At 50.5% G+C, this 18142-nt stretch carries 20 protein-coding genes and 1 pseudogene; all 21 read left to right on the top strand.

Going from position 1 to position 18142, the window contains the following annotated elements:
* Position 1 precedes the first annotated feature (1 nt).
* Positions 2–187 (top strand): annotated as a pseudogene (locus GM557_RS09015) (multiprotein-bridging factor 1 family protein); the annotation flags it as partial.
* Between the two features lie 25 nt (positions 188–212).
* Positions 213–470, top strand: coding sequence for a hypothetical protein (locus GM557_RS08910; RefSeq protein WP_230880593.1), 258 nt, complete (start codon positions 213–215; stop codon positions 468–470).
* Positions 467–616, top strand: coding sequence for a hypothetical protein (locus tag GM557_RS04475; RefSeq protein WP_155573125.1), 150 nt, complete (start codon positions 467–469; stop codon positions 614–616). The genes GM557_RS08910 and GM557_RS04475 overlap by 4 nt, the downstream gene beginning before the upstream one ends.
* A gap of 100 nt (positions 617–716) precedes the next feature.
* Positions 717–1052: a winged helix-turn-helix domain-containing protein gene (locus GM557_RS04470; RefSeq protein ID WP_155573124.1), complete on the top strand. Its 336-nt coding sequence runs from the start codon at positions 717–719 to the stop codon at positions 1050–1052.
* Between the two features lie 74 nt (positions 1053–1126).
* Positions 1127–1495 (top strand): hypothetical protein, encoded by a 369-nt coding sequence (locus GM557_RS04465; RefSeq protein WP_155573123.1) that lies wholly within the window; start codon positions 1127–1129, stop codon positions 1493–1495.
* Positions 1485–2981 carry a terminase gene (locus tag GM557_RS04460; protein ID WP_155573517.1) on the top strand — a complete coding sequence of 499 codons (1497 nt, stop codon included), beginning with the start codon at positions 1485–1487 and terminating at the stop codon, positions 2979–2981. The genes GM557_RS04465 and GM557_RS04460 overlap by 11 nt, the downstream gene beginning before the upstream one ends.
* A 42-nt stretch (positions 2982–3023) precedes the next feature.
* Positions 3024–3230 (top strand): hypothetical protein, encoded by a 207-nt coding sequence (locus GM557_RS04455; RefSeq protein ID WP_155573122.1) that lies wholly within the window; start codon positions 3024–3026, stop codon positions 3228–3230.
* Position 3231: 1 nt separating this feature from the next.
* Positions 3232–4977, top strand: a complete 1746-nt coding sequence (locus GM557_RS04450) for a portal protein (protein ID WP_155573121.1) — start codon at positions 3232–3234, stop codon at positions 4975–4977.
* 5 nt (positions 4978–4982) lie between these two features.
* Positions 4983–5249, top strand: a complete 267-nt coding sequence (locus tag GM557_RS04445; RefSeq protein WP_155573120.1) for a hypothetical protein — start codon at positions 4983–4985, stop codon at positions 5247–5249.
* A 1-nt stretch (position 5250) separates the two neighbouring features.
* Complete coding sequence (locus tag GM557_RS04440) at positions 5251–5712, top strand: hypothetical protein (RefSeq protein WP_155573119.1); 462 nt, start codon at positions 5251–5253, stop codon at positions 5710–5712.
* Positions 5712–6323, top strand: a complete 612-nt coding sequence (locus GM557_RS04435) for a hypothetical protein (RefSeq protein WP_155573118.1) — start codon at positions 5712–5714, stop codon at positions 6321–6323. Before GM557_RS04440 ends, GM557_RS04435 begins: the two co-directional genes overlap by 1 nt.
* Positions 6324–6326: 3 nt before the next feature.
* Entirely contained in the window at positions 6327–9107 is a 2781-nt protein-coding gene (locus tag GM557_RS04430; RefSeq protein ID WP_155573117.1) for a transglycosylase SLT domain-containing protein, read from the top strand.
* Between the two features lie 778 nt (positions 9108–9885).
* Positions 9886–10749: a toll/interleukin-1 receptor domain-containing protein gene (locus GM557_RS04425; protein WP_155573116.1), complete on the top strand. Its 864-nt coding sequence runs from the start codon at positions 9886–9888 to the stop codon at positions 10747–10749.
* A 255-nt stretch (positions 10750–11004) separates the two neighbouring features.
* The gene (locus GM557_RS04420) at positions 11005–11709 is read left to right on the top strand and encodes a hypothetical protein (protein WP_155573115.1); all 705 of its coding nucleotides are present in this window, start codon (positions 11005–11007) and stop codon (positions 11707–11709) included.
* Positions 11710–11721: 12 nt separating this feature from the next.
* Positions 11722–12774: a major capsid protein gene (locus GM557_RS04415; protein WP_155573114.1), complete on the top strand. Its 1053-nt coding sequence runs from the start codon at positions 11722–11724 to the stop codon at positions 12772–12774.
* Between the two features lie 12 nt (positions 12775–12786).
* Entirely contained in the window at positions 12787–13224 is a 438-nt protein-coding gene (locus GM557_RS04410; RefSeq protein ID WP_155573113.1) for a Bbp16 family capsid cement protein, read from the top strand.
* A gap of 8 nt (positions 13225–13232) precedes the next feature.
* A complete protein-coding gene (locus tag GM557_RS04405; RefSeq protein ID WP_155573112.1) occupies positions 13233–13505 on the top strand; it encodes a hypothetical protein in 273 nt (90 codons plus the stop codon).
* Between the two features lie 6 nt (positions 13506–13511).
* Positions 13512–14498, top strand: coding sequence for a hypothetical protein (locus GM557_RS04400; RefSeq protein ID WP_155573111.1), 987 nt, complete (start codon positions 13512–13514; stop codon positions 14496–14498).
* Positions 14491–15375: a hypothetical protein gene (locus GM557_RS04395; RefSeq protein WP_155573110.1), complete on the top strand. Its 885-nt coding sequence runs from the start codon at positions 14491–14493 to the stop codon at positions 15373–15375. The genes GM557_RS04400 and GM557_RS04395 overlap by 8 nt, the downstream gene beginning before the upstream one ends.
* Positions 15372–15869, top strand: a complete 498-nt coding sequence (locus GM557_RS04390; RefSeq protein ID WP_155573109.1) for a hypothetical protein — start codon at positions 15372–15374, stop codon at positions 15867–15869. The genes GM557_RS04395 and GM557_RS04390 overlap by 4 nt, the downstream gene beginning before the upstream one ends.
* Complete coding sequence (locus tag GM557_RS04385; RefSeq protein WP_155573108.1) at positions 15869–18142, top strand: hypothetical protein; 2274 nt, start codon at positions 15869–15871, stop codon at positions 18140–18142. Before GM557_RS04390 ends, GM557_RS04385 begins: the two co-directional genes overlap by 1 nt.

Genomic DNA, 18142 nt, shown 5'->3' with positions numbered 1-18142 from the left:
TATGATTTTGTGTGAGGAAAACGGCTCTATCTCTAGCTGGATCAGGGAGAACAGAGAGGCGCATGGCTGGACAAAGTCAGCGTTGGCGCGCGCAGTGGGCGTGTGTCCAGCGATGATTATCAGGTACGAGAGCGGTCGCGCAGTTCCGCGAGAACAGAGAATTAAGCATTTGGCGCAACTATTTTCCACCCCAATCGAGATAATTGGCGAAGATGAGCAAAAATGTAAATTTTGCGGGGCAATCAAAAAACTGGACGCCTTCTCAAAAGACAGGCATTACAAATCAGGGCGAGGAAAAACTTGTTATGTTTGCACTAATCAAAAAAGAAAATTGCATTACAGTGTTAATAATAAAAGAAAGAAGAAAGAAAGAGCCAGGCGGTTCCCCATATTCAAGGGGTACGGTTTGCCAGACACACGATTGTAACGAAGAGGCTCTGAGAAGAGCATTTGGAGGAGATGTGAGATGAGTGATTTAGACGCTGTAAGCAGATTGGGGACGTTTCTTGTTCTCTTGCTGTTTGGCGTCATCCAGCCAACCGGCGCAGAACTGGCCGGGCTTGGCGTGTTTATGGCCGGGTTCGTCGCCCTCTATCGGGTGATGATGGGAGGATGAAAGAAAAAAGCCGCCCGGTCGTGGAGAAACCGAGCGGCTGAATACTGGTCTTGTCTGTCAGGAATGGCAGTTTTTATAGCAGGACAGGACAGGCAGTACAATGAAAATTACGTTCGGACAAATACAGCTTGATGAAGAAACGCAAAAATTAAGTGCCCCGCGTGGTTCGGTTCGTCTGGCAAAGAATGATTTTCTTGTCATGCAGGCTCTTATGAGCCGTAACGGGCGTTTGGCGTCCGTATCTGCAATCGCTGAAGAAGTCTGGCAGTATCCTCGTAATGAACCTGAGTTTTCCAATGTAGCAGTGCGCCGGTCTATCAAGAAACTGAGGGGGTTTTTAGAGTTAGCGGTCGGGTCTCAATGTCAAATCCGTTGCGAACGAGACTGTGGGTATTATCTGGTGGATAGACAGACTGTTCTGGGAGATGCGTCATGAGCCGGACTAATGACAGGATGAACAGGTCAACGCGCGTATTTCTGGATACTCTGGCAAAATGTGGGAACATCTCCATGGCAGCCAAGGCGGCTGACCTGTCACGCCCTGGATTATACGCTCGCCGTGAGCGTGATGAACAGTTCGCCCGTGAGTGGGATGAGGCGATGGACCGGGCCATCGACACGTTGGAAGCAGAGGCATGGCGGCGTGCACGGGATGGCGTGCCGGAGTTCGTCACGACCGGGAAAGGGCTGGTGCTGGACAAGGATGGCAAGCCCGTTACACAGAACCGCTATTCTGACACGCTGCTCATCACCCTACTCAAAGCGCACCGCCCTGAACGCTATAGAGAGCGGGCCAGCGTGGACATGAACGTCACGGGCAATCTAGCAGAGTTGATTGACGCAGGACGCAAAAGGGCGCAGGGGCGTGATGACGGCTGACATACAGGCCCAGCTTGCCGAGGCCGTGGCATCTTACGCTCTGGACCCGGAAGGTTTCGTGTTGTTCGCCTTCCCATGGGGACAGGCTGGGACTGACCTAGCTGATTCAGATGGTCCACGCCCCTGGCAGCGCGATATTCTGCGTTCCATCGGAGAGAAGCTGAGAGCTGGATATGAGCCAGGTGCTGTGCTGATGCCCGCCCTACAGGCCGTGGCGTCCGGCCATGGTATTGGAAAATCGGCTCTCGTATCGATGCTAACCGCTTGGGCACTCTGTACCTGCCCCGATACCAAGGCCGTCATTACGGCCAATACAGAGCCACAATTGAGAACAAAGACCTTCCCGGAAATCTCAAAATGGTTCCGGCTGCTCATTTGTTCGCACTGGTTCAAAGTGCATGGCATGAGCATCCACAGCACCATGCCGGGTCATTCAAAAACATGGCGGGCCGATGCCGTGACATGGTCCGAGACGAACCTGGAGGCCTTCGCCGGACTGCACAACGTGGGTCGCCGCATCCTGCTGATTTTTGATGAGGCCAGCGGCATCATAGACCGTGTTTGGGAGGTCGCTGAAGGTGCTCTGACCGATGAGGGCACGGAGATTGTCTGGTGTGCGTTCGGGAACCCTACGCAACCTTCTGGCCGCTTCTTCGAGTGCTTCAACCGACAGCGTGACCGCTGGTCTGGCAGGCAGGTGGACAGCCGCACGGTGGACGGCACCAATAAGGCATTGTTCGAGCAATGGGCCGCTGCCTATGGGGAGGATTCTGACTTCATGCGCGTGCGTGTGAAGGGACAGTTTCCACGGGCAGGCTCTATGCAGTTCATCGGCACGGACACGGTGGCAGAGGCAGCCCGGCGTGATGTTTCAGCCATCATCACCGATGCGCTGGTCATAGGCGTGGACGTGGCCCGCTACGGGGACGACCAGAGCGTGATTTTCTTCCGCAAAGGTCGTGATGCCCGCATGATACCCCCTATTTGCCTGCGGAAGGTAGACACGATGCAGCTTGCCGCCCGTGTGGCTGATGAAGCCCAGCGATATGGGGCTGATGCCGTGTTCATTGATGGCGGCGGTGTTGGGGCTGGCGTGGTGGACAGATGCCGTCAACTGCATGTTAAGGGGCTGATGGAAGTCCAGTTTGGAGCCAAGGCAGACCGAGCCAATTACGACACCAATGCTGAACGATATGCCAATAAGCGGGCTGAGATGTGGGGCACAATGCGGACATGGCTCCAAACGGGGGGAATTCCGGACGACCAAGCGTTGCAATCTGACCTTTCCGGCCCATGGTACTTCTTTAACCCCCGCAATGAAATCGTACTGGAGCGCAAGGAGGATATGAAGAAGCGTGGTCTAGCCAGCCCCGACATGGCCGATGCGCTAGCCCTCACTTTTGCCTATCCAGTGCTAAAGAACAATAATGCGGGTGGAGTATGGGGTAAGCCAAAACAGCCGGATTATGACCCATGGGCTGTCTAAAACACACACCAGAATTACAAACGCCCCCGATGATGGCGCATTATGTGCTCATCATCTACACCTCATCTCGCTACTCCGCTCCCTACTCCGTCCCCTGCAACCCCGGTTACGCAGGCCGGTAAGCAGCAGGCGCAACAGGCTACTAATGCTGCTAAGTTAGCTGGGGGATTTAATTCAACCCTGCTAACCGGTTCGCAGGGCCTCACACAGACAAATAACAGCGCACCGAAGACGCTGCTCGGCGGCTAATATGGCCAAGACCCCCGTTACAAAACAGCCTCCGTTAATGCGTGATGAAACCGGTATGCAGTCCCTCCGCGATGAGGCGGACCGCAGGCTCGTCATGATGCGTTCTGATAGGCTTGTCTGGCGGGATACATGGCGTGAGATAAGCCATTATATTCTACCGACACGGGGGCGTTATTTCCATGTGCCAAACCAATCTAGCCGTGGGCGTATTAAGGGTCCGCAGATTGTAGATAAGACGGGGTCAATCGCACTTGGCAATCTAGCAGCTTTCCTCATGGCGGGCATCACGTCCCCTGCCCGTGACTGGTTCCGATTGGAGACGAATAATGACCAGCTAAATGATGACGATAATATCAAACGCTGGCTGTCCGACACCAAGTCCCGCTTGCAACGGGTGCTAGCAACGGGAAACTTCTATGCCGCCATGAGCCAGACTTACGAGGAGCTTGCCGGGTTTGGTACGGCGGCCTGCATCATCCTTCAGGATTATGAGGATATCGTCCGCTTCTATCCGCTCACGGCAGGGGAATATTACCTTGCCCAGAATGACCGTGGCGAAGTGGATACGCTCTTTCGTGAATACGTCCAAAACGTAGCTCAGATTGTCCAGCGTTTTGGGCTGGAGAACGTGTCACCGACCGTTCAATCTCTATGGGAAAGTCGACAGCTTACGGTCGAGCTACCCATCGTCCATGCCATCATGCCCAATAGCTCCCGCATTGCCGGCGCGTTTGGCTGGCAGGGTGCACCCTATATCGGCATCTATTATGAGTATGGCAACGACACGCATCCGGCCCTCCTTATCGAGGCCTATCCTCGCAAGCCCTTCATTGCGCCCCGCTGGTCCACAGCCAGTAATGATGCCTACGGCCATGGACCTGGTGAAGATGCTTTACCTGATATTAAATCATTGCAGGTCGCACAGGTCAGGCTAGCTGAGGCCATCGATAAATATGCTCGCCCTCCCACGATGGCTGATGCGTCATTGCAGGAAACCATGGTGAACCTTCTGCCTGGAGGACTAAACTTCATTCCGGGGCTCAATGCCGCTGGGGCTGGTGCGGGTATTCGACCTGTCTATCAAGTCAACCCTAATATAACCCCGCTGCAACAGCGCATTGCCGAGTTTCAGGACCAAATACGAAAGACGTTGCGGAATGACCTAATCTTGATGGTCTCGCAGGGTATGGAGACGACCCAACCCGTAACAGCTGCGGAGATTAATGTTCGTCAGCAAGAAAAGATGCTCACGCTCGGTCCGGTGCTAGAGCGGTTCCATAATGAGGCGTTAGACCCCATCATTACGACAACGCTAGAAATCATGGAGCGTCATGGTCTCATCTTGCCCCGACCTGATGAGCTGAACGGCCATAATATCAAAATCGCCTACAGCTCCATCATGGCACAGGCCCAGCGGGCCACGGAGACGACCGGTATCGAGCAAATCGTCCGCTTTGCTGGCTCTTTAGCTGGGGCCGACCCATCCATCTTAGATAATCTCGACCTAGATGCGGCTATTGACCGTTACGGGGACCTTTTAGGTGTTGACCCGTCTATCCTGCGTGACCCCGATTTTGTAGCGCAGCAAAGGCAGCAGCGCGCTTATCAACAACAGCAGCAGCAAATGGCCGCGCAAGCCCAACAATTGGCCACAGGGGCCAAGACACTCTCCGATACGGATGTCGGAGGTGGCACGAACGCCCTACAGGCAATCATGGGCAGTTTTGCAGCCGGAGCACAGGGGTAACAGAAATGACGATCGACCCACATGATGAGGAACAGATCAAGGACCACGGACGCCGCCGTAAAGCGCGCGCAACGCAAGAGCAATCTGACATTCAGGCCGTTCTAGCACTGCCAGAAGGGAAACGTCTCATCCAGCGCATCATTCTCGCTACAGGCCGGGACCGAGCATCATTCGTGCCGGGAGATACCGGGGCAACGGCCTATCGTGAAGGCCAGCGCAGCATCGGCATCCAGCTGACAGACTGGATGGCAGACGCCCTAAGAAAGCACTGACATGCTCACATTCCGCTTCGCAGAACCATCTGATGCCGACCTCATTGCTCCCCTGCTCCGCCGCAATGATGCACTGGAAGTCATCCGCGCTGGGCATGGCCATATTATCCCCGCTATGCGCCGGAGCGTAGAAGAGTCCAAGAAAGGCGGTATGGCTGGCCTATTTTTGGATGATGGGCAGCCTGTGGCTCTATTTGGTGTGGCTCCCAAACTGGGCATCGGCATCCCGTGGTTGGTGGGGACAGATGCCATAAATCTCCATCAAAAGACTTTCCTAAAAGAAACACGCTTTTGGGTACGGCAATGGCAAAGAAACTATCCATTACTCATGAACCATGTCGATGCCAGCTACAGCGGGGCCATACGCTGGCTCTCATGGCTTGGCTTTTCCATCGGCACACCACAGCCAATTGGACTGGCAGGGGCTATGTTTTGTCGATTTGAGATGCAAGGAGGCCTATAATGTGTATTGCGCTAGGAGTATTAGGGGCTGTCGCTGCTGGCGTATCTGCTGCGGCTTCTGCATCTAGTGCGCTCATTGCTGCTCAGGGTCAGGCAGCATCAAACCGCGCTCAAGAAGAGCAGAGCAAACAGCAGGCTCAAGTTGCCTCACAGGCGTCGCAAAACTCCATCGACCAAGGCTATCTGAATGCCCAGCGCGACTACCAACAAGGCGACCAGCATTTAGCAGCACAACGGGCATTCTTAGCCGCAAATGGCGTGGATACATCCAGTGGTTCCGCTTTAGACGTACAACAATCCACGGCGCGGGATACGGGCTTATCTGTAGGAACGGACCAATATAACGCTTCCACACAATCTACGGCCTATAGCAATCAAGCAATCTCCTATAATAACCAAGCGCGCATTGCTGCTGCGAGCACGCCCTCAGCTTGGGCTTCTGGTGCATTAGGAGCAACTGGCTCGATTGCGCAAAGTGTCTCTGCCTTTTCTCCGAAATGGAATGACATGGCTAGCAGTGCTAGCAACTCATCATTCAACGACCCCTTCAATGGTAGTGGCCACAGCATAGCCGGAGCATCATCTTCAACTCCTTCCCCATGGAAAGCGTAATCCATGCCGCAAGTCCCCTACACAGATGAACTGTATAAACTCCCCGATAGGGTCACTGCTGGTGGCACTGAGGTACTGAATGTCCCCAACTATGGCGGCGTGATTGCCCGTGGGCTGGGGCAATTTGGCCAGGGCCTTGGAGATATGGCTGATGCCGCCTTCCGCCTGCAACGGCAAGATGACATCACCGCTGTGCAAAATGCCATGAATGACCTTCGCGACCATGGCCGCATCGTACAATATGGTGACCCACAAGACCCGACAAAGCCGGGGTTTTTAGGACTGCAAGATAAATCAGCCCTTGATGCATGGCAGCCAACGGCTGATGGCTTCCGGCAATATCAACAAGGCCTCATGAATGGCCTGACACCCGCCCAACAGCGCATCTTTGCTCAGGAAAGCGAACCTTTCATGAATGGTGCGCTAGGGAGCATGGCTGCCCATGCAGCAGGGCAACGACAGCGTTATCAGGACAATGTACAAGACGCCACGCTCTCCTCCCTTGCCAGCAGCGGGGCTGCTAACAGCGACAATCCGGCAGCATTTGCTAATGCCTATGCACAGGGTAAGCAGAGCATTATTGCCCGCAATGCCACGCTAGGATATGGGGCTGACCATCCTGTCACGCTGGCCAATATCCAAAACTGGAACGATAGCTACTTTCACACGGCCATTATTGCAGCAGCGCAGAAGGGTGATGCCATTAGTGCCCGTAACATGCTGCTCTCTAACGAGAAGAACATCTCGGCTCCCGTCTTTGCCCAGACGATGGCTTCCATCAGGCCTGAATATAATAGGCAGGTCGGGGACAACCTCGCCAATGAGGTCTGGAATGACCATGGCGGTCCGCAAGCCGTCCCAGCCGATGCTGACCCAGCCGCTACGATGCAAAATATGCTTCTTGCAGAAAGCGGTGGACGGCAGAAAGATAAAGATGGCAACACCATAACCTCTGGCAAGGGAGCCATCGGCATAGCCCAGATGCTCCCAGCCACGGCAGAGGAAACAGCCAAGCGCGTTGGCATCCCGTGGGATGAGAACCGCTTCCTGCATGATGAGAATTATAACCGCGCGCTGGGGCAGGCCTACTTCCACCAGCTCTGCGATAAGTATGGCAACAACCAAACGTTGGCATGTGCCGCCTATAATGCGGGGCCGGGAACGGTTGATAAATGGCTGAAGCAATATGGCGACCCGCGCACCGGGGCCATCAGTGATGAACAATTTGTTCAGGCCATTCCTTACGCTGAAACCCAGCGTTATGTCTCGCGCGTTGCATCATCTCTGTCGCGCAATGCCCCCGCTCCCTCAGCCACACCACCGGACCTTTCTGCTAAGTTGGCAGAAATCCACCAGGTATCTCAGGAGCGTGGTTATGGGCAGGAGATTGAGGACCATGCCATGTCCCGCGCTATGCATAATAATGCGTTGTGGGAGGCACAAACACGGGATGCAAGAGCCTCACTGCATGGGCAAATCAATGACCTTTCATCTGCCTACATGAATGGCAATACGCAAAATCAAGTACCCGAACAGCAAATTAGGTCGCTCTACCAGCCTGATGAGGCTGACCGCATCGTCTCCGGCCTCAATGAGAGGCGACAGGCCGGGCTGGCCCTCAATGCCCTAAAATGGGCCACACCAGCGCAGGTCGGGGCCTACATGCAAGCGTCTCAAGCCGCTCTTGGTGATGCGAATGTGGATGACTTTGCTACTCGCGCCCAAATAAATGCCCATCTACAACAAGCTATGGCCCGGCGCATGAAAGCCCTTAATGATGACCCGGCGGGCTATGCTGCTGGGCATCCCGCTGTACAACAAGCATGGCAGAACTATCAGCAGAACCAGACGCCGGAAGCCTTTGCGGCCTATGCTGGGAAACTGCGGTCCGTGCAGCAGATGATTGGTGTATCTAATCCGCGTTATCTAACCAGCGACCAAGCCCATAACATCATTTCTGGCCTTGCTGGGGTTGATACAACGAAGCAGAAAATCGCTCCCATCATGGACGGCATGAAGCAGCATTATGGCAAAGCATGGGATGGCGTGTTGAATGAGCTTGTGCAAAGTGGCCTTCCCGCACCATATGCCGTTATCGCTAATATGGATACGCCACAGCAGGGTGTAGCGCGGGATATTTTACAGCGTAATCTTCAGACAAGCCCGGATGATCTGAAACGTCTAGCTGGCCCGGAGGCTAGCCAGCTCAACGCCACAGCCAGCAATGACCCTGTGGGCAATAGTCTGGCTGATTTACGCCAAACTATGATGCTGCAAAAAGGTGGAGAAACCGCTTATCGCAACATTTACGACACGATGAAGATGCAAGCTATGGGCTATATGGGCAAAGGTCTGAGCATTAGCGACGCCATAACCAAAGCGCGCAAGGATATTGTGGACTTAAAATACGATACATCAGGCTATCTAAGGACGCCAAAGGGTGAGATGGACACAACGCAGGATGCTCTAGCGATGTTTATGTCGCAGCTAAAGCCTGATGATATTTCAGTCGCCGCCCTACCTGGCGTTAGCGAGAAGCTCTCCAACGAACAAGTGCTTGATAATGCGCGCTCTACAGGCAAATGGGTTGCGAATGATAACGCCAATGGCAACGGCTATAGCCTCATGATACCCAGCAAAACCGCACCCGGCGAGTGGCAGTATCTACAAGGCCGGGATGGAAACCCGATTATTGTCAGAAGGGATGATATTCTGGCAGGGCGATATGGACCAGATCGTAAGATAGCGGTAGAAAATTGGAAAAAGTTCAATCTTCATCTTTGAAAAGGTGGGGTTTGGGGGCGGGGATTGAGGCACCTTAGCGGGTGCCCCTTTTCTGTACCAAATGAAAATCGGGCCTTGGTCAGGGGGTTTAGCCCCCTAACAACCCTATTATAAAAATCGGTATAATATTTTTAAATAGGACGACTAGTCTTAATATCATATTGGGTGACCAAGAGTGGTTTGAAGATATTTGGGCGATGGCTTGGTAAAAGCTCTAACTGAAAATTGATTGAATAAATTACCATAACGTTCTATTTTTTGATCAAGTCAATTACTAGATGATTTGTGGTATCCTTAGTTATATCAAGGAGAAAAATTGAATGTTCTCCATTAGGTATTAAGAATGGTATAAATATAGCAGATAACATTATTATAATTGAAAAAAATATATTGAATTTTGACGTTCGAAAAGATTTGAAAAAGGATGGAAAATTCTCCTCTTCTGAAATGCTCATATTTTTAAAGGATATTTGAAATATATAATTATGTACTTTTTTATCTTTTAGTACTTTATTGTACAAATATATATATTTTCTTATCAAGTTATGATAAAATAAACTCATGCATAAAAATAGTCCAATTAAAACTATATTTATTGCAATGTCACAAAGTATATCAATTTTATATGAGGCTTCAAATGATAATAAACCTATTAGGGATACAATAGTCCAGTTTCTCACAGTTACATTGTGATTTGAAAAACGAGTAATTATATTCTGAATTAGATTAAGATATGATACTATTTCTTGTGAGTGATAATCAATCATGGAGGCTCCTTATGTATGCTCAGTACGTCATAGATCAGAAAAAAATTGATTCTTTAACGAACCATGCATGTTATATTCAATATGGTGAAAAGCAATCAAGATCAAAATCAAAATATAAAGATAGTATATTGGAAAAAGTAAAATCTTATCTCCCTAAAAAGGGTAGAAACTTAGATATGAACGAAATAAACAATCATATGTTTCCAATAAAAAATAATGAATTTGATATATTCATATCTCATTCTCATAATGATGATGAAAAAGTTAAAGCTTTAGTTGGATTTTTAGAAAAAGAATTTAATTTAAAATGTTTTGTTGATTCATGGGAGTGGGGTCATTATAGTCAGCTTCTTTATCATATTGATAATATATACTGTAAAAAAAGAAATGGATATTATGATTATAAGACAAGAAATATAACAACGGCTTTATTACAAATATCTCTGGTTGTTTCTTTGCAAAAAATCATGGATGACATAGAATGTGCGATTTTTCTTAAGACAGATAATAGTATAATAGAAAATATAAATGGTATTGGAACTGATACATCAAAAAAAGCAACAATTCATACTAGATCTGTTTGGATTTATGCAGAAAATATGGCCATGCAGTTATTAAAAACTAATAAGCCAAAACGGAAAAAAATATCTGTAGAAGCTAATCTTGCCGAGGATAGTGCATATGGATCTAGGTATATTAATCCGTTACCTTTCAATGCATTTTTTAATATGAATTTAAAAAATATTGAAGAAATTGATTTTTCATTCCTCAATAGGATGAGAGATTGTTTTCGAAATTCTCCAAGCAAAACAAAATACGATTTTCTTGATACGTTATACGCAGAAAAACCTGAAGGAGTGAGAGCAAAGAAGTGATGGGAGGCTTGACCTTTTCACGATAAAGAAGAAATCTCTTCCAATCGTCCATCGCATGGTGGGCGGGCCTGTTGACGCAGTGCCCACCCTAGATAGCCGTGCCCGACTAAGGATCACACGGCTATCGTGTGCTGGTATTATATGCTTCCCTTCTTCCGCCTTAAAGCCTTTTTTGAAGCTCCACCTCAATAAACACACACCAGAATTACAAACGGCTGCCACGCTCGCCTTCATCATGAATGATGGAGTGCGCGTATGCCATCGGAAGAACCGACACTTAACGCCCCTGCGGTTGATGCGGGAGGAAGCCAATCTGCAAAAGAAGTGGCAGACAATTCCACGCTGACTAGCAATCAATCCCCGGGTGAAAACCAGCCCAATGCCAATGCGCCCGATGGGAGCAACGCTAAACAAAGCGAAAATCCTACAGAGGGCGATAACGCTCAAAAGACGGAAGGGCAAGAAAAGCCAAAAGCCCCCGAAAAATACGAGTTCACCCCACCCGATGGCATGGAAATCGATAAGGAGGCCTTATCTTCCTACGAGGCTCTGGCCCGTGAGCATGGGCTGTCTCAAGAGCAGTTCGATGCCATCACGAAGCATGGGTTGGAGTTCTTCCAAAACCGCCTGACGGGCCTAGCAGAGCAACATGCGGCCCAGCAACAAGCGTGGCGCGATGCGTCCTTGAAGGACAAAGACCTTGCCGATGGTGAGAGCCTAAAGCCAGAGGTCATGCAAAACGTATCCCATGTATTCAGCCAGTTCGGGGGCGAGAAAGACGCCCTCCGCAAAGCTTTGGTCGAGACCGGGGCGGGTAATCACCCTGATGTTATCCGCGCCTTCAATGCCATCGGGAAAGCCCTTGGTACCGCCCAGACGCCCGACCGAGGCAAACCAGCCAGCGAATTAAAAGACAACAGCTACGAGGCGATTGCACGTCGCCGTTATGGCTCTAACTAACAAGGATAAACCATGTCGCTTAATAGCAGCACCTTCCTCACTCTAGCCGATTGGGCCGCACGGCGCGACCCGAATGGCGGTATTGCCGATACCATTAACCTTCTCTCCCAGACCAATGAAATCCTTGATGATATGATTTGGAAGGAAGGCAACCTCCCGACAGGCAACAAAACGACTGTTCGCACGGGGCTGCCCGCTGCTACGTGGCGCATGCTTAATTACGGTGTTCCGCGCGGTAAATCTACCACAGCGCAGATTACCGATAGCTGTGGGATGTTAGAGACCTATTCCCTTATTGATAAAGACCTCGCCAATCTGGAAGGGGATGTTGCTGCCTTCCGCCTGTCTGAGGACCTGGCCTTCCTTGAAGGTATGAACCAGCAGATGGCCCGCACCCTCTTTTATGGCAATGAGCAACAAGATGTTGCTGCTTTTACCGGCCTAGCCCCGCGCTATAACACACTTAATACCGAAAACGCCGCTTCCGCCGCTAATGTCATGGATGCCGGCGGGCGTGGCAGCACAAACACCTCTATTTGGCTGTGCTGCTGGGGGCCAACGGCTGGATTTGGCATCTTCCCCAAAGGCTCAACAGCAGGGCTTCAACAAAAGGACGTAACCACGGATGCCCCTGTTCATGATGAAAATGGCAATCCTTATCAAGCATATCAGATGCATTATAAGTGGGACTGCGGTTTGACCATTCGTGATTGGCGGTATTTTGTCCGCATCGCGAACATTGATGTCAATGCGCTTACTGGCAGCAATGCAGCAAACTTAATCGCCTTAATGGCCGCGGCCTGCTTTAAGCCGCCAACTATGCCAAGCTCCGCCTCCAATGTGCAGTCTGCCACACGCGCTACAGGCGGTGCCCCGCTATCCTTTGGTCGTCCCGTCTTTTACGTAAACCGCACTATTGCATCTGCTCTATCTATTCAGGCGATGAACAAAACCAACGTTCTGCTCACGCAAGATGAGTTTGATGGCAAGCCAGTGCTGCGTTTCCGTGGCATCCCTATCCGCGTGGTGGATGCGCTCATGAACACTGAAGATGCTGTGCAATAAAGGATACGTTACATGATTACTGATAAACTGCTTAATTTCTCCACCGCTCAAGACCTCACACAGGCACCTGCTGGGCAGGATACGCCTTCTACTAACGTCATTGACTTCTCACAGGCGCGGGATTTTGGACCAACAGAGGGGTTCAAGGTCTGGGTAGAGTTCCCTTCTCTACCCGCCCCTACAACAGGTCATCTGGGGGTCAAAATCCAAGTGTCGGCTGATAACCAAAACTGGACGACATTGGAAGAGTTGCCAACTATCGACCTCTCCAGCATTAGTGCGGCGCAACCCTTTGCTGTGCGCGCTAAGCCAGCTTTCTCTAACAAGCCATATCGCTATATGCGCCTAACATATAATCCTGCTCAGGCCCTGACGTCTGGCTCTGTTACGGCTGGCATTAACTTGGATGTGCCCGCTTATTTGGCTTATCCGAAAAATTATGTGGCGTGAGGTCTAACATGGCTAAATATCTCGTAATTGAGGATAGCTTCATCAATGGACGCTTTGCAAAAGCTGGGGAGGAGGTCGATTATGCGGGCATCCCCGGATTCAACCTAAATCCGCTTGATGATGCCGCCATTGCTGCAAAAAAACAGGCAGCAGATGCACAGCGCAATGTAAATGGCCGCGCTTTCCAAGAAGATTTGACGCGGCCAGATGGAACATCTGCTGTAGAGGAAACATCTAAGGCCGAGGAAGATAAGACGGTCAAAAAGGCTGCAAAGGGATAGTTCCTGATGACTACAGCCATTGACCTCTGCCAACGTGCTTTAATGCGCCTCGGAACTCAGAGTAATATCACGTCATTTGATGACGGCTCTGTGGAGGCCAGTGTCTGCGCTGCCTATTATGATGACGTGTTGCTCTCCCTATTAGCTCATCCAGCTAGCGTGGGAGGGCCTGTCTACACATGGCAATGGCCCCGCTGTGTGGGCACAGGCACGGCTGTGGCGAGTGACAGTCCACTCTGGCAGTATGAAATCCTTCTTCCGGAAGACAGCGTGCGGGTTCTGAGGGTCGATGATGGGAAGACCGTCAAACCCGTGGACCAGCGCATGAAGATGTTCGCCCCAAGAGAAAGCTTTGGCGAAGGCATGGGCAAGGCTGGTGGCACAGTGCCGCGCCCTGTCATCTTAACCAATAGCCAAACCGTGAGTGTGACTTATATCACGAAGAATGTCAGCATTGATTATTGGCCACCATCCTTCCGGCGAGCCTTTTGGCTTTGCCTGGCAGCGTCTATTGCTACGACACTAGGGATTGATGGCAGCACAGCAGCTGCGGTCGAGCAGGAAGCTACCCGTGAAGTAGAGCGTGCCTGTCTTGCTGACCAACGCGTTGACGTAGTCAAGACTGAGGTCATTCCTGATTGGCTTAATGTGCGCTTCTCAGAGCTTGAGGGCGGAGCAGACATCCACCAGACTAATAACACGCAGAATGTAGGCTATGTAGCCGGTGGTCATCAGCCTCCCGCACCTATTGCCGCTCCTTATGCGCCTCCTATGGGGCCTAATGGTGTTATCCCAGCAGGCCTAACGTCTAGGGATATCGGGGCGGCCGAAACAATAGGCGTAGATGATAATAAAAATTATCGAGCGGCGTTCAATGAAGAAGCGCGCCCCGGCGTTTTAGTCATCTCTCAAACACCTCTAGGCTGGCGTACTCCGTATCATGAATCTTTCTCTACTCAAGATATGACAGATAGTGAGGCCGTTAATGGTTAAATTGGGTCCTAATAGTTATCCTCAGTGGCGGCGTGGGAGTGTTCCATCTGTCGAAGAATGGCAGCTTCTTTTCTCCCAAAAATTGGATAGTGACCGCGTTATGGAGGAGCTATCCAGCGCGATAAATACAGCATCTCCTCAGCAAATTGCTGCCTTAGTGAGTGTATTGCTGCCTGTTCTTACTGGCCCAATTAATAATGAAGTTATCCCGTCCGCACTTAACAATTACGCTACGGTTTCTGAACTTCAAGAAGAGAAGAGCGCTCTCCAATCCGCTCTTCAGCAAGAGACGCAGCGGGCGCAAACGGCAGAAAATAGTTTTGTCTCCGGTACCCTACTTAATGGAATTCCGTACCAAAATGACTTCACCGTTTCTAGCGCGGGGGTTAATAAATCATCTGGCACGCCGTGGCTTTACAGCACTGGAGGCGGCGGCACCATTAACCTCGCCCTCCAATCTGCCCTGCAGCAGGAGACGCAACGGGCGCAGGCAGCAGAGGCTGAGCTTCTCCCTCTAACAGGAGGCCAAATGAGGGGGGAGATTACAACTAGTATCGGCGGGATTGTTCCACAGGTTATTGGGATGAACGGTAATATTGTGATGCAGGTATGGAATATGCAGATTCCCTCATCTGCTGGATGGTATTTCGTCACATTTCCACAAGCATACATGCCTGGGAGTGTTCCTTTTGTGTTTTTTAGTGTAGATTATGAGCAAAATACTGGGCACAATGTTGCTCGCATTGTCAATACTGATGCAAATACCTTTAGCAATAAAGGAATTAGCGTATTCGTGGAAGATAATGGATACCAAGGAACTTCATCAAATGGAGCAACATATAAACTTAACTGCTTAGCAATAGGAACTATGACATGACGCAATCTTCTGATTTTTACACAGACAAAATATTTGGTTCATCTTCTGAAGTAGATTCGTTTCAATCCACCGCTGTACAATCTGCCTATCCAAAAAGGTTTTATGCCGGTTATGACCCAGCAATTGCAGAACCATCTCCTGTTACAGGGTGGTATGATATGGCGAATTTTAATTCACCTAAGGGACTGCCTCCGCTGAGCGAATTACTCCCACTTACCAAAGAGTTTTGGGAAAGCCACCTCACATCAACGCAGGAGCCAAAAGCAGTTCAAAACGGACAGATTGTTACATATACACCCCCTCCTCTGCCGTTAAAAGACAGGGCGCAGAGCACATTGCAGCGTATAATGTCCCAAGCATCAGCACTCACAGCAATGGGAGAAGTTTTTGGTCCTGAAACTCGGCAATGCGCTCAAAAACTACGTGCGATTATTAACGGTGTAGATACAACTAGCACAACGCTGCCATCCGTACCTAACGATCTAACAACATAATGTCACAACAATCTTTTGGTCCTAACGTTGGCTTAACATGGTTCAGCAATTTCAGCGGTGGGGTTATGGCCCCGCTGATTGGTTATCGTGCTGATATGGAAAAATGGCATTCCGGGGCAGCTGAGCTAAGCAATTTCTTTGTGCATGTGCAGGGTGGTATCTCAAACCGCCCTGGCACCCAATATATCGGCACATCAAAAGCTGATGCGTCTGGCCTGCCTCCGAAGCTAATTGCCTTCATCTACAACAACAATCAGTCCTATGTACTAGAGTTTGGCGACCATTACGTCCGCTTCATCAGCAATGGTGCCTATCTGACCAATCAGGATGGTAGTCCTTATGAGCTGGCCACGCCTTACAACATCGAGGACGCTTTCTGGCTGCGTCATGCGCAATCTGCGGATGTCATGACCCTCACCCATTCCCGCTATCCCGCCATGAATCTATCTCGTCATGGTGAGATTAATTGGACACTAGAGGCGATTTCCTATAGCGCGGGCATTTCTGCTCCTGATTCACTCTCTGCAAACGCTGTAGAAGGCGAGGCAGGAAATACAGGCACAACGCCAGGGGTATCTCGCGTTACTTACGAATATGCGGTAACCTCTGTTTCTAATGAGAGGAATACGGAGAGTAACGCAACTCTTGTTCCTTCTCAAACGGAGATGACCACTCAAACCCAGACAATTACGGACCCTGCAACTGGCAAAACCAGCACTGTGACGTCTCAAGTACCTGTCCAAGTTGGGCGGTTTGTTACAAACTACAATATTGGATATTATACAAATTACGGTAATTATAATACACTTTCATGGCCTTCCGTTGTAGGTGCTGATTATTATAATATTTACCGCCGGTTTGCTGGCCAATGGGGCTTAATCGGTAACACAACGTCCCTATCCTTTGATGACGTTAATTATTCCCCAGATACCGAAAATGGGCCGCCGGTTCATCGTAACCCATTTGCTGGCAATAATCCTGTTACAGTAACGTATTTCCAGCAGCGGCGCGTATTTGCCGGGTCTTTTGCCTATCCCCAGACGGTCTGGATGTCCCGCTCGGCCAACTATACCAATTTCGACATTCATACACCGGTCGTTTCTGATGACGCCATAACAGCCACTATTGCTAGCCAGCAGGTCAATACCATTAAGCATCTGGTACCAATGGCGGACCTTCTGGCTTTTACCGGAACGGGCATCTGGAAGATCTCCGGAGGCCAGACTGGCACTCCCATAACACCAAGCAACTTCACCGCCATACCGCAGATGTTCGTTGGCAGCTCGGACGTGCAGCCCCTGCCCATCAATACTGACGTGCTGTTCATTGAAAACAAGGGCAGCCATATCCGTGACCTGCAATATGACTGGTATGCCCAAATATACCAAGGCAACGACCTATCCGTTCTGGCTGACCATCTCTTCTATGGCTACACGATTGCCGACTGGTCGTTTGCTCAATTCCCATTCAACCTCATATGGGCCGTAAGGTCTGATGGAGGTTTGCTGAGTATGACCTATCTTAAAGAACAGAACGTCATGGCATGGCATCAGCACAGTACAGTAGGCGGGGCCTTCCAGTCCGTGGCCGTAGTGCCAGAAGAAAACGGATATGGAGCTATCGAAGATACCCCTTATCTGGTGGTAAAACGTACTATTAATGGACGACAAAGCTACACTATAGAACGCCTACAATCTCGCCAACTAGGGGCAGAGAATGATGACATCACCCGCTCATGGTTCGTGGATTGTGGCCTGCGCTATGAAGGCCAGCCAACTAGCACCGTCTCTGGGCTGGGGCATTTGGCAGGTGCCACAGTATCGGCCTGCATTGATGGGCAAGGATTTACAGGGCTGACAGTGAGGAATGATGGCACCCTCACCCTGCCCCGGTCAGGCAGTGTGGTTACAGTCGGTTTGCCCATCCATGCGCGTGCTGTCACTCTACCAATAGACCTCGGTAATCCTCCCCAATTCGCACGGCGCAAGCGGGTCAGCAAGGTTTATGCCTCGCTCTACAACACAACCGGCCTGAGCGTGTCCACAAATGAGGGTCGCACATTCCATGATTTGGACAATCAAGGTGCCGCTGCCGGAAGCATGGCTCCCAATCCTTACCAGAAGAAGGACGTTAGGCCAGCCCTTATCTCTGGACTAACCATGAGGATACCAACGCCCAACTGGACCCAGAAGGGAAGTCTCATCTTTCAAACTGACCAACCACTACCCGTAACACTCACGAGCGTTAGTGTGGATGTGGAGTTGGGTGATTAA

The organism is Bombella sp. ESL0385, from assembly GCF_009725755.1.
Lineage (GTDB): Bacteria > Pseudomonadota > Alphaproteobacteria > Acetobacterales > Acetobacteraceae > Bombella > Bombella pollinis.
The sequence above is the reverse complement of the archived record's forward strand: the minus strand, read 5'-3'. Positions and strand labels throughout refer to the sequence as shown.